This is a genomic window from Peribacillus sp. NJ4 (assembly GCF_030348345.1).
GTDB lineage: Bacteria > Bacillota > Bacilli > Bacillales > DSM-1321 > Peribacillus.
On sequence record NZ_JAUCFQ010000001.1, the window covers coordinates 1,288,120 to 1,301,032 of the forward strand.

The following is a 12,913-nucleotide window of genomic DNA, read 5'->3' on the forward strand; positions in this document are numbered from 1 at the left end:
AAACCCGTCGTGGCGAACGGGTTTTGATTAATTTTTCATCCAGGTTAATAGCCTGATGATTTGAAATGGTTCATTCCAAACCAGAATGAAACTTAAAAGAAAGAAGGCAGCCACAGCCAGAAGCTTCGTCTTTCCTTTTTCACTTTTTAACATGGCCCCGAAACTAAATAACATACCAATAAGTAACGCACCGAATCCTGAGACCATTAGAAGCTCGAAGGATTTTGGTAAAAAAAAGGCGCAGCAAAATGATACGGCACCAATCACTGCAAATACGAAAGACCAATTGCTTAAACTTTTCATGACGACTCCTTTTTTACTAATTATACCAATTTAGTGTTTGTAATGAAATGAAAAAATTTGAGGTTGTCACTTATGGGAATATATTGTAATATATATAACAATATAAAAATCCATTTACATTTTAGAAGCATTGATAAGGACATGAATCATTTTTACGGTCTGCAGAGAGGGAAGGGCAGCTGCGAACTTCCTGGCTTAGGAAACTGATTTACCGCCTTTGAGCCATATCGGTGAACGAAAGTAACTGATATCGTCTAAGCTACGTTACAGCTCCAGAGCCATAAGTAATCTACTTATGGGAAATTGGGTGGAACCACGGGTATAACGCACTCGTCCCTTACTTAGGGATGGTGCGTTTTTTATTTTTATAATATTGCCATGATAAGGACATGAATCATTTTTACGGTCTGCAGAGAGGGAAGGGCAGCTGCGAACTTCCTGGCTTAGGAAACTGATTTACCGCCTTTGAGCTATATTGGTGAACAAGAGTAACTGATATCGTCTAAGCTGCGTTACAAGCTCCAGAGCCATGAGTGTTTTTTGCTTATGGGAAATTGGGTGGAACCACGGGTATAAACGCACTCGTCCCTTATATAGGGATGGGTGCGTTTTTTTATATAAAAATATTGCCATGATAAGGACATGAATCATTTTTACGGTCTGCAGAGAGGGAAGGGCAGCTGCGAACTTCCTGGCTTAGGAAACTGATTTACCGCCTTTGAGCTATATCGGTGAACGAGAGTACCTGATATCGTCTAAGCTGCGTTACAAGCTCCAGAGCCATGAGTGTTTCTTGCTTATGGGAAATTGGGTGGAACCACGGGTAAACGCACTCGTCCCTTGAATAGGGATGAGTGCGTTTTTTTATTATAAAAAGGGGTGTTTATGTGATGGGTGAAAAAATGATTAAGGTTCAATTCCCGGATGGGCAGCAAAAGGAATATCCGCAAGGGATGACAGTGGAAGGTGTGGCAGGGTCAATCAGCTCAAGTTTAAGGAAAAAGGCAGTAGCAGGAAAACTGGATAAGCAACTGGTTGATCTAAGTTTCAAGTTGAATAAGGATGCCGAACTGTCGATTTTGACTCTGGATTCGGATGAAGGTTTACAAGTTTTACGACATACATCGGCGCATGTTTTGGCTCAGGCTGTGAAAAGAATATACCGAAATGTGGAATTAGGGATGGGGCCAGTCGTGGAAGATGGTTTTTACTATGATTTTAAGTTAGATCATCCTTTGAGCTCAGAAGATTTACAAGCTATTGAAAAAGAGATGGAACATATCATAAGTGAAAATCTTGAAATTAAAAGGATCGAAGTGTCTTATGCAGAAGCTGTGAAGTTATTCCAGGATAGAGGGGAGTCATTCAAGTTGGATATAGCAAAGAATATCCCTAAAGATGAAAAACTAACGGTCTATCAACAGGGGGAATTCGTCGATCTTTGCAGAGGACCGCACCTTCCATCCACATCATTTGTAAAATCGTTCAAATTGACTCGTGTATCGGGAGCCTATTGGCGGGGAGATAATCAAAATGAAGTTCTTCAAAGGGTGTATGGCGTGGCTTTCCGAAAGAAAAAAGATTTACAGGATCATTATAAATTCTTGGAAGAGGCGGCCAAACGCGATCACCGAAAATTAGGGAAGCAGTTGGAGTTATTCATGTTTTCGGAGGAAGCTCCTGGAATGCCGTTTTATTTACCGAAAGGACAAATCGTTAGAAATGAATTGGAGAAGTTCTCGCGGGAGCTTCAGACTGAAGCTGATTACGACGAAGTTCGGACTCCTTTCATGATGAACCAGCGGTTATGGGAACAATCGGGTCACTGGGATCATTACCATGAGAATATGTACTTCACTGAGGTGGATCAAACAAAATTCGCTATGAAGCCAATGAACTGTCCAGGTCATATGCTTATTTTCAAAAACAATCTTTATTCTTACAGGGATTTACCCATCCGGATGGCCGAGTTCGGTCAAGTCCACCGTCATGAATATAGCGGTGCATTGAACGGGATGTTGCGGGTCCGTACATTTTGTCAGGATGATGCCCACATTTTTGTTCGGCAGGATCAAATCGAAAGTGAAATTAAACAAGTGTTTCATCTGATTGATAAGGTGTATCTCACTTTTGGTTTCGAGTATTCGGTGGAACTCTCGACACGTCCAGAGGATTCAATGGGCGATGATTCCCTTTGGGAAGCTTCTGAAACAGCCTTGAAAAATGTTCTGGAAAGCATCGGGATACATTATCAGTTAAATGAAGGGGACGGGGCATTTTATGGACCGAAAATTGATTTTCATATTAAAGATGCATTAAAACGAAGCCATCAATGTGCAACAATCCAACTTGATTTTCAGATGCCCGATAAATTTGATCTGACTTACATCGATGAAAATAATGAAAAAGTTCGTCCGGTCGTCATTCATCGTGCCATATTTGGGTCGATCGATCGTTTTTTTGGAATCCTGATAGAACATTTTGCCGGTGCTTTTCCGGTATGGCTTGCCCCGGTGCAAGTACAGATCATCCCTGTCTCACAAGTTCATTTGAATTATTGTTTAAAGGTTCAAAAAGAACTGAAGAATCAAGGCATAAGAGTGAAAATTGATGATCGGAATGAAAAGCTGGGGTATAAAGTCAGGGAAGCGCAGATGGGGAAAATCCCATATATGCTGGTCCTTGGCGATAAAGAGGAGAAAGAAAATGAAGTGAATGTCCGGAAATACGGGGAAAAAGAATTTGAAAATGTCGCAATAGAAACGTTCATCAAGAAAATGGTCCAGCAAATAAAAGAACGTAGCATCTAATATGAAAGCAGCTTAATCCAAATTCACGAGTAAATGCACGAAATTCACGAGTAAATGGGCGAAATTCACGAGTAAATGCACGGAATTCACGAGTAAATGGGCGAAACTCACGAGTAAATGCACGGAATTCACGAGTAAATGCGCGAATTTCACGAGTAAATGCCCATTGGATTAGGTTTGGATAAAAAAAGACAGCCGAATATATCGGCTGTCTTTTTTTATCTATCTACAAATCCATACCCAGCCAACGCCAGGAATGAACTGTTGGAAACAGTTAAAGTAAGATTATTAATACGAACTCACGAGTAAAGCATCGAAATTCACGAATAAATCCGCCAAACTCACGAGTAAATGCCTGAAATTCACGAGTAAAGCACCAAAACTCACGAGTAAATGCTTACAGCTCCTTAAATCTTTATGTAAACAAAACTTTGGCTGCCTGGATGGCAAAGTAAATGCCAATCCCTATAAGGGATATTCCTGAAATGATCGAAATGCCCATTAAAATAGGTTTGGATAAGAAACGTCTGAAGGTGCTGGCGATGAGGGCCATTGTGAAATCCCAGGTTAAGAGGCCGATAAGGATGCCTGAACTGTATAAAAGTAGATGATCCATATCATATTTAGAAGCGGAGTTAGCGAGAATGGATCCATAAATTCCTAGCCAAAACAAAATGGATAAAGGATTCGAAAGGGACATGATGAATCCTGTTAGGAATGAAGAAAAAAGGGAATCTCTCGCTTTTCGTACATTCACTTCAATCTTACCTGCACTAAGCAGACTTTCGATTCCGGTATAGGTCAGGACGAAAAAGCCAAAAAGCCACAAAAATGTCTTCATGAAGGAGCTGTCCAAAAAGTGGACAACACCGAAAAAGACGAGGGCTATAAAAACAAAATCCGCTAAAATGGCACCCCAGCCAAAAATCCAGGCATGCCAAAAACCTTTCTTGATCCCTTTGTCCAATTGTGCAGCGTTAATGGGACCGATAGGAGCCGCCAGTGATAAGCCCAATAATACATAGCTGAAAAAAACACCCAATTCATCACCTCATCGTTTGTTACATCTTCGCTTATTTGAATGTATTCAAACAATTAGACTTGTACCACCTTTTTAGTCCTTTTTTTGAGTGGATATGGTGAATTTAGTCGGGTTTGCTCCTTATGGATGTACCTAGTCGTGACCTGGATGTTTTTGTACCAACGTAGAAAGGTCCTTCATCATGTAATTTAGTCAAATGGAAAGACGTCAAATATGCATGCATTAAACCAGGGTTCAAAAGGGAATTGGAGGATAATTATGCCGGAATTATCAATGCCAAATAAGTACAAAACAATCTTTGATATCATGCGTACTGATATCGCTATTAATGAAATAAAGGATCATTTTGAAGAAGGACTTTCAACTGCGTTAAACCTAATAAAAGTATCAGCCCCTATTGTTCTAAAAGAGGGTAATGGTAATTAAAGTTTCCAAAAACGAAAATCATACGGGGCTCGAATATCATAAGTCCGTATTGGAAGGAAATCTTCCATATTCAATAGGTGGAGGAATAGGCCAATCCAGATTATGCATGTTTTTGTTGAAGAAAGCACATATTGGCGAGGTTCAGGTTTCGGTATGGAATGACCAAATAGTAAATGATTGCAATGAAAAGAATATTATTCTTTCATAGTTAAACACGATAGCTGATTAATAGCAGGGACTCTCGAAGGAATGCGAAAGGATACATGTTAGGAAGCGCGTAATCGAGTGACATTTGAAATGCAGGGAAACCCATTCATTTAAAGAATGGGTTTTTTGGTTTAAAGTAGAATGAATCCATATTATAAAGTCGAGGCAAACTAGAAGAGGAAAGTCCTAAAGGGGTAATTTTGGCACTAATAAATATTATTGCCCTATAACATAATAATTAAAGACATCTAAAAAATGATGCACAACAAATTGATTACACAGATATGTTACCTTTTATGCAATAAGTTGCTTTTATAATGGATGAGGAGTGTAAGTATGGAAGGTCATGAGAAGCAAAAAAATGATGTGAGCGTGTGGTGTCTCATCAGTATGGCATCGATTCCATTGGTAATGACACTAGGAAATTCAATGCTTATCCCTGTTTTGCCGATTTTCGAGGAAAAGGTGGGAATATCTTCATTTCAATCAAGTATGGTGATTACAAGCTATTCTGTTGCATCTATTTTCTTAATTCCTATTGCTGGTTATTTATCAGATCGATTCGGAAGGAAGATGGTGATCCTGCCAAGCCTTGTCCTTGCCCTGATCGGCGGCTTGATCGCGGGTTATGCATCATGGAAAATGGATGATCCCTATACATGGATCATCATTGGGAGAGTATTGCAAGGGATTGGTGCGTCTGGAGCCTCGCCGATCATTTTGCCTCTAGTGGGGGACCTATACAAGGATGATGATGAAAAAACCAGTTCTTGCTTGGGTATCATTGAAACCTCGAATACATTTGGTAAAGTCCTTAGTCCAATATTGGGTTCCCTTTTTGCCGCATTTATCTGGTTTTTACCATTCTTCTCGATTTCATTCTTCAGTTTAATATCTATTGTCTTGGTCTTTTTCTTTATAAAGGTACCAAAGGAGAAGGATGAACCGAAGAAATTTAAAGAATTCTGGCATGATACGAAAAAAATATTCAAGCAGGAGGGAAAATGGTTATATACAGTTTTCCTGATTGGTGTATTTGTCATGTTGGTTTTGTTCGGTGTTCTTTTCTTTTTGTCTGACAACCTTGAAAAAGTCCATGATTTGCATGGAGTCAAAAAAGGTTTCGTGATAGCGATCCCGCTGTTTTTTCTTTGTGTATCTTCTTATGTTGCAGGGAAAAAAATCAAGGGAGAATTACCAATCATGAAAATGATCATCATGATCAGTATAGCTGTCCTTTCAATCAGCCTTGTTTTTGTCGGTTTTACAAAAGAAAAGGTTTTCCTTCTATTACTCATAACGAGCATAGTTGGCATAGCAATTGGTGCGTTATTGCCGACACTCGACGCAATCATCACTCAAAATATAAAAAAGGAACAGCGGGGGACGATTACCTCTTTCTACATGTCATCAAGGTTCATCGGAGTTGCGGCAGGCCCGCCGGTTATGTCCCTTGTCATGAAAAATCATGTCAATATGACCTATATCATTTCGGGAATCATTGGCATATGCATTGTATTGATTGTTATGAAATTCATTAGTTCAGATAAAAAAGAAGCAGCTGTTAGCTAAAAGGCTTCGAAAAGCATACCAAGGAAAATTTTAAAAAGCCGGGTTTTTCCACACGGATTTTTTTATGTGTAATTCGCGTGAAAAGTGTTATCCCATCGCGGGATGATTTTTCTTGGTCTTACCTGCTGGGATTTTTTTGTATTGGCATTAACGAATGGATTTCGCAGGTTCTTAAATGGAAAAAGCTTAATGGCGATTTCGATCATCTCTGGATCATCACTGATCGGCTTTGGGATTAATTTTGCTGCCATCCTAACATAATTCTTAATGCTTAAGTTTATTACATAAGGTATTTGATTAATCATCTGGAAAGATTCTTCCTTGCATAATTCATTGTGGCATTATCAACACTATGAATGATGGAAGGGGGTAATGTTATGACAACAAAAGCCAATTGCAGTTCAGCGAAAGGGAAGGCTGGTCAAGATTCCAAGGCATCAGGTGAACAACAAGGCGATATGAAATGGTGGCAGCTATCATTGGTCGGTGTAGGCTGTACGATCGGGACAGGGTATTTCCTCGGATCGACCATTGGGATTAAAACGACGGGGCCATCCATTGTATTTTCATTTGTATTGGCTGCACTAGGTACCTACATCGTTTATAATCTGCTTGCTAAGATGACGGCAGCCGATCCTCAAGAGGGTTCTTTTTGTTATTATGCCAATAAAGCATTTGGAAGATGGGCTGGCTTTAGCTGTGGCTGGAATTATTGGTCCTCCAATATATTGATCATGGGAAGTCAACTTACTGCGCTTTCGCTATTATCACAATTTTGGTTCCCTAAAGTACCGCTGTGGCTATTTGCATCAGGTTTTGCCATAGTTTCAATCGTGGTGGTATTGCTGGGAACCAAAGGGTTCGACAGAGTGGAAAACATCCTTGCGGTAATTAAGACAGCAGCGATCGTAATGTTTATCATTATTGCAATATGTGCCGTTTTCGGCTGGTTTGGTCTTAATGGAGGGAAACCGCCCTCATTTCCTAATACGTACAATGAATTATTCCCAAAAGGGCTAACAGGGTTTTGGACATCCCTTATCTATGCTTTTTATGCGTTTGGCGGCATTGAGGTCATTGGACTGATGGCGATGCAGCTTAAAAATAAAGAAGATGCGCCAAAGGCAGGGACAATCATGCTCTTGGTTCTTACTATAATATATGTCGTTTCATTGGGATTAGCCGTGACCATGATATCGTTAGGGGCATTCAGTGAAAAAGAAAGTCCATTCGTTTCGGCATTGGACAGTTATCACCTGACATTTTTCCCGCACGTTTTTAATGGTGCGATCATCATTGCCGGATTCTCGACGATGACCGCTTCACTATTTGGTGTAACCAATCTATTGGTAACGCTCTCCAATGATGGGAATGCACCCTCGGTATTCATGCAAAAGATCAAGAAATTCAAGGATCTTCCACTGCCCTCACTGGGGCTTGGAGCCTTAGGTCTTTTAGGATCGATCATCACTGCCTTGCTCCTGCCAGGCAAGATTTATGAATACATTACAACATCTGCTGGAATATTACTTTTGTATAACTGGGCATTCATCATTCTTTCTTCATTCAAAATCTTGGAAAATAAGATGTGGAGTAAGATTACGGCCGTTTTCGGACTTCTTTTAATTTTAGCCGCCGTAAGTGGTACCCTGCTTGAAAAAGAAATACGACCAGGGTTCTTCATAAGCCTTTTATTCATCGTGATCATCGGTCTTGCTGCCGTTTTCATGAAGTTCAAGGTTTGGAATAAGAACAAGGCGATGGCCGCAAGAGCCAGTAAATCGGAACTGGATTGAAAAAAAGGAACTCGACTATATAAAGTCTAGTTCCTTTTTATGTGTTGGCGCTAAATCTCAATGATTATCGGAAGGATCATTGGTTTTTTCTTAGTTTGGGTAAAGAGATATTGCCCCAGTTCCTTCTTTATGGTTTGTTTAATGATATTCCATCGGTATATTTTATCACTTTGTAAATCGTTGACCGTTTTCGTGACAAGACGATTTACATGTCTCAGGAGCTCTTCGGAATTTTGAACATATACAAATCCTCGGGAAATGGTATCGGGTCCTGATACTATTTTTCTTTCCGTCTTGCTTAGTGTTATGACGATTACGAGCATCCCATCTTCGGAGAGCTGCTTACGGTCCCGTAGAACGATTTCTCCAACATCACCAACGCCCACACCGTCAACAAAGGTATTGCCGGCAGCGACCTTTCTCGTTTGACGGGCGACCGAGTTTTCAATATCAACGACATCGCCATTATTGATGATGAAAGTATTGTCCTGCTCCACCCCGACAGACTCAGCTAGTAGTCGATGTTGGTGCAGCATCCGATACTCCCCGTGAATGGGTATGAAATACTTAGGTTTCATCAGGGTAAGCATGAGCTTTAACTCTTCCTGATAGGCATGACCGGAAACATGCATGCCTGTTACAGTTCCAGATCCGTAAATGACTTTGGCCCCCAGTTGAAACAGGTTGTCGATGATGCGTGAAACATCGCGTTCATTTCCCGGTATTGGAGTGGAGGCAAGAATCACGGTATCACCAGCTAAGATACTCATATCCCGATAATTCGAACTGGAAAGGCGAGACAGGGCAGCAAACGGCTCTCCTTGACTTCCCGTACATAAAACCGCGACTCTTTCAGGAGCATAATTATCGACTTCATGTGCTTGGATCAGCATCCCCTCAGGAACGTCGAGGTAGCCGCGCTCGATGGCAACGGATACGACGTTCACCATGCTCCGTCCAAGTAAAGCTAATTTTCGGTTTGTCTTCTGAGCAGCGTTCACCACTTGTTGAACGCGATTGACGTTTGAAGCGAAGGTTGAAAGAAAAACTTTCTGTTTAGCCTGCATAAAGGCTTCTTCAATATGGCTGCCAACCAGATGCTCCGAGGGACTTGAGCCGGGACGTTCTGCGTTCGTGCTTTCAGATAATAAAACCAGTACACCTTCACTCCCGATTTTCGCCATTTTATGAATATCAGGATACTGATCATTCATGGGAGTCAAGTCAAATTTAAAGTCCCCTGTATGAACGACCGTGCCTTCCGGAGTATGCATGGTGACTCCAAGGCAATCGGGTATACTATGATTCGTTTTGAAAAAGTCCAGACGCAACTCCCCGAACTCCAACTTTGAATCCGAGTCGATCTGGATCAATTCAGTATCACCCAAAAGGTTATGTTCTTTTAATTTCAATTCAATCAAACCAAGTGTTAAACGTGTGGCATAAATCGGTACATTCAATTTTTTCAAGAAATAGGGGATACCGCCAATATGATCTTCATGCCCATGAGTCACAATTAAAGCCCGGATCTTCTCCTTATTTTCCTGAAGAAAGGTAATATCAGGAATGATCAAATCGACTCCTAATAAACTTTCATCAGGAAACTTTGCACCACAGTCAATAATGACCAAATCGTTTGAATATTGAACCACATACATGTTTTTACCGATTTCATTCACTCCGCCTAGAGCCAGTATGGACAAAGCATTTTCATTCACACTCAAATAGCTAGACCTCCCTTTAATATAATAAGGATAGTGTTTCCTTAGGCCCCTCTTATAAAACCAACTTCTTTTTTAAAATGACTTCCCAAGCAATTAAAAACCAAACCTTAAAGGGAGGAGGGCTGAGAAACATGCGTTAACAAGCTACTAATGCTCATAAAAAAACACCTACCGTTTTCAGTAGGTGCATGAGTAAACCATTCCATCCTCATTAGAGAAGAATCCGCTCTCGTTCCTTCATTGGCTCAAGCAAGAGTTGATGCTTTCCTCAAAAGTCTCAATGTATCCTTGGACCTGCTCTGCATATTGAGTCTTTAAAGAGTTCAGCAAACTTTCTATCAAAAATTTTCGCGGTTTGTCTGCCTGCATCAGCTCATCTTGGATAAAATCGACCAATTCGATCGCTCTTGTTCGATCTTCACCGCAAGGAAAAGCTTTGTTTATCGCTTTTTTCAATTCCGTGGTGGCGTTCAGCAAATCATTATGGCAAGGATCAAGATGGTTTTTAAAGTTGGGAAACCACGTGTCCATTAGTTCCGGATCAAGAATCTGTTCTCCGCTTTCAGCCACTTCATTGACTAAATGGACAATTCGGTTCATGCAATAGCGAATAGTTTGTATGTCCGGTGTACCGGCCGCATTAGCACGATAGCTAAAATGATTCATGTGGGTCATCATCGAATGAAAGATAATGACGCTATCTAAAAGAAAGGGTTTTTTGCTTTCCCCGAATATATCGAGAAAACGGTTATACATCCAACGTATGCTCAACAATAGCGTCTGATTGATGAATTGTTTTAATTCTTCATCGTTGGAGACACGGACTTCCTCGATCAGGATAAGTAATTTGCTTTGCTTGTTCACCATCATCTGCAGTTCGAGCTGCCGGATGAAAATTTCAATATCTGCGGAATCTTGACCAATCAACAGTTTTTCCCGTTCATGGCGAATCTTTGTATAGAAGGAACGGAAAATCGCTATAAATAATTCACCCTTCGAAGGGAAATAATTATAAAATGTACCTTTTGATATACCGCTGCCGTCAAGAATGTCCTGGATGGACGTGGCTTGGTAGCCCTTGTCAATAAACAGCTTATGAGCCGTGTCGATGACATTCTGCCTTCGATTATTCATCATATCACCTAATTTTCATTATACTGCTTGTATAAATGTAATCGTACTCTATTTTCCATTACAGCACAAACCCTTATTTTAACCAGTAAATATTTATTGCAAAAAATGAACTAGGGGTATATTATTGATTTTATGAGATTGGGTTATACCTCTCGTACAATTAAATGAACCAATAGTTTGAATGGAGGAATAGATAAAAAGTGAGTACTGCACAAACTACTGAAAAAAAGGGTTCGTATGGCATTTTGATCATACTGATGGTCGGGGCGTTTATATCGATACTGAATTCAACCCTTTTGAATATTGCACTGCCATCAATCAAAATAGACCTGGGGATTGAGACTTCCACAGTACAATGGTTGACGACGGGCTACATGCTAGTGAACGGAATCTTGATTCCGACAACAGCTTTCTTAATAAGAAAATATTCGGTGCGTAATCTGTTCCTGACAGCCATGCTCCTATTCTCAATCGGGACGATCGTTGCAGGTGTTGCGCATGCATTCCCGTTATTATTGAGCGCACGTATGGTTCAGGCTGCAGGTTCTGCAATTATGATGCCGTTATTAATGAACGTGCTTTTAACTGCATTCCCTGTTGAAAAACGGGGCTCGGCAATGGGATTATTCGGTTTAGTCATGATGTTTGCCCCTGCAATCGGGCCGACGCTTTCAGGATGGATCATCGAACATTATGATTGGAGAATGCTATTCCATTTCATTACTCCGCTAGCTTTACTAGTGCTTATTCTCGGCTTCTTTAAACTTAAAGACAAAAAGGAAAAAGTCGATATTAAAATTGATAAATTATCGGTCGTTCTTTCAAGCTTAGGCTTTGGCGGCTTGCTTTATGGATTCAGTTCCGCAGGCAGCAAGGGGTGGGATAGCCCTTGGGTATATGGAACATTGATTGTCGGTGCCATTTCCCTGATCCTTTTCATTACACGCCAGCTTAAAATGGAAACGCCAATGCTTGAATTCAAGATTTTCAAACATCCGATGTTCGCTTTATCCGCAACGATTTCAATCGTGTTGAATATGGCCATGTTCTCGGCGATGATCTTAATGCCGATGTATACACAAACGGTCCGTGGCATTTCACCATTCGATTCAGGATTATTGATGCTGCCCGGTGCACTATTGATGGCCCTCATGTCACCGATTACCGGTAAGCTCTTCGATAAATTCGGTGCGCGCATACTTGCTTCAACCGGTTTGTTTATTACTGTGGTGACGACGTATTTCTTCAGTAAATTATCAATGGATACTTCTTATACACATATTGTGATTCTGTATTCCGTCCGTTTATTCGGTTTGTCCATGGCCATGATGCCGATCATGACAAATGGATTGAACTCGCTGCCAGCCCGTATGAACCCGCATGGTACAGCCATGAATAACACGCTGAACCAGATTTCAGGCGCTATCGGAACGGCATTGCTCGTTACGGTCATGTCTAACCATGCAGCATCTTCTGGTGAGAGTTTAATGACCAAAGCGATGAGCAAATTAACAAGCCAGCCCACTGCTGAGATGATGGAACAAATGCAGGCCCAAATCGGGATGCAGGCGATGCTCGATGGAATTAACTTCTCCTTCTTTGTATCTACCTTCATTGCTGCTGTGGCACTGATTCTGACATTATTCATTAAGCGTGCATGGCCGGCTGAAGAAAAACCAGCTGTGAAAGAAGATCAAACCGCTTAAAGGAAACAAGCAAAAAGCCTCTATGTCACCTGAATACTCAGGCAGCATAGGGGCTTTGTTTAAACTTCAGCCGATTTAGTTTGGTTTATCACCCAATTTAAATCCCGGGATGGAAATAATTCGACCTAGAACGGGATAATTCGTCCTACACCCAATTTAATTCGACCAACGATCCATAAGCCTCATCCGTTAG

Annotated in this window: 12 protein-coding genes and 3 other annotated features; of the genes, 5 read left to right on the plus strand and 7 right to left on the minus strand. The window is 40.9% G+C overall.

Annotated elements, in window-relative coordinates:
* Positions 1–27: 27 nt before the first annotated feature.
* On the minus strand, positions 28–303 hold the full coding sequence (locus tag QUF94_RS06455; protein WP_289315122.1) for a hypothetical protein: 276 nt from the start codon (positions 301–303) through the stop codon (positions 28–30).
* A gap of 121 nt (positions 304–424) precedes the next feature.
* Positions 425–644: a binding site (T-box leader), on the plus strand.
* Between the two features lie 28 nt (positions 645–672).
* Positions 673–896 (plus strand) — a binding site (T-box leader).
* A gap of 29 nt (positions 897–925) precedes the next feature.
* Positions 926–1,147, plus strand: a binding site (T-box leader).
* A 58-nt stretch (positions 1,148–1,205) separates the two neighbouring features.
* On the opposite strand from QUF94_RS06455, the gene thrS reads away from it, so the two are divergent.
* Positions 1,206–3,113 carry a threonine--tRNA ligase gene (thrS, locus tag QUF94_RS06460; RefSeq protein ID WP_483313679.1) on the plus strand — a complete coding sequence of 636 codons (1,908 nt, stop codon included), beginning with the start codon at positions 1,206–1,208 and terminating at the stop codon, positions 3,111–3,113.
* A gap of 12 nt (positions 3,114–3,125) precedes the next feature.
* Here thrS and QUF94_RS06465 read toward each other — a convergent pair whose 3' ends face one another.
* The 3 genes from QUF94_RS06465 to QUF94_RS06475 all read right to left on the minus strand — a co-directional run bounded on the left by QUF94_RS06465 (position 3,126) and on the right by QUF94_RS06475 (position 4,155).
* Positions 3,126–3,266: a hypothetical protein gene (locus QUF94_RS06465; RefSeq protein ID WP_289315124.1), complete on the minus strand. Its 141-nt coding sequence runs from the start codon at positions 3,264–3,266 to the stop codon at positions 3,126–3,128.
* 135 nt (positions 3,267–3,401) lie between these two features.
* A complete protein-coding gene (locus tag QUF94_RS06470) occupies positions 3,402–3,563 on the minus strand; it encodes a hypothetical protein (protein WP_289315125.1) in 162 nt (53 codons plus the stop codon).
* On the minus strand, positions 3,529–4,155 hold the full coding sequence (locus tag QUF94_RS06475) for a LysE family transporter (protein WP_289315126.1): 627 nt from the start codon (positions 4,153–4,155) through the stop codon (positions 3,529–3,531). Before QUF94_RS06475 ends, QUF94_RS06470 begins: the two co-directional genes overlap by 35 nt.
* 258 nt (positions 4,156–4,413) lie before the next feature.
* Here QUF94_RS06475 and QUF94_RS06480 point away from each other — a divergent pair, with 258 nt between their 5' ends.
* Positions 4,414–4,581, plus strand: a complete 168-nt coding sequence (locus QUF94_RS06480) for a hypothetical protein (RefSeq protein WP_289315127.1) — start codon at positions 4,414–4,416, stop codon at positions 4,579–4,581.
* Between the two features lie 543 nt (positions 4,582–5,124).
* Positions 5,125–6,360 carry an MFS transporter gene (locus QUF94_RS06485; RefSeq protein ID WP_289315128.1) on the plus strand — a complete coding sequence of 412 codons (1,236 nt, stop codon included), beginning with the start codon at positions 5,125–5,127 and terminating at the stop codon, positions 6,358–6,360.
* 62 nt (positions 6,361–6,422) lie between these two features.
* On the opposite strand, the gene QUF94_RS06490 is transcribed toward QUF94_RS06485, so the two are convergent.
* Positions 6,423–6,665, minus strand: a complete 243-nt coding sequence (locus tag QUF94_RS06490; protein ID WP_289315129.1) for a hypothetical protein — start codon at positions 6,663–6,665, stop codon at positions 6,423–6,425.
* Between the two features lie 72 nt (positions 6,666–6,737).
* On the opposite strand from QUF94_RS06490, the gene QUF94_RS06495 reads away from it, so the two are divergent.
* Positions 6,738–8,156 carry an amino acid permease gene (locus tag QUF94_RS06495; RefSeq protein ID WP_483313640.1) on the plus strand — a complete coding sequence of 473 codons (1,419 nt, stop codon included), beginning with the start codon at positions 6,738–6,740 and terminating at the stop codon, positions 8,154–8,156.
* 50 nt (positions 8,157–8,206) lie between these two features.
* Here QUF94_RS06495 and QUF94_RS06500 read toward each other — a convergent pair whose 3' ends face one another.
* Positions 8,207–9,880: a ribonuclease J gene (locus QUF94_RS06500; RefSeq protein ID WP_289315130.1), complete on the minus strand. Its 1,674-nt coding sequence runs from the start codon at positions 9,878–9,880 to the stop codon at positions 8,207–8,209.
* A 237-nt stretch (positions 9,881–10,117) separates the two neighbouring features.
* On the minus strand, positions 10,118–11,014 hold the full coding sequence (locus QUF94_RS06505; RefSeq protein WP_289315131.1) for a TetR/AcrR family transcriptional regulator: 897 nt from the start codon (positions 11,012–11,014) through the stop codon (positions 10,118–10,120).
* 257 nt (positions 11,015–11,271) lie between these two features.
* On the opposite strand from QUF94_RS06505, the gene QUF94_RS06510 reads away from it, so the two are divergent.
* On the plus strand, positions 11,272–12,720 hold the full coding sequence (locus QUF94_RS06510; protein ID WP_289318302.1) for a DHA2 family efflux MFS transporter permease subunit: 1,449 nt from the start codon (positions 11,272–11,274) through the stop codon (positions 12,718–12,720).
* Positions 12,721–12,913 lie beyond the last annotated feature (193 nt).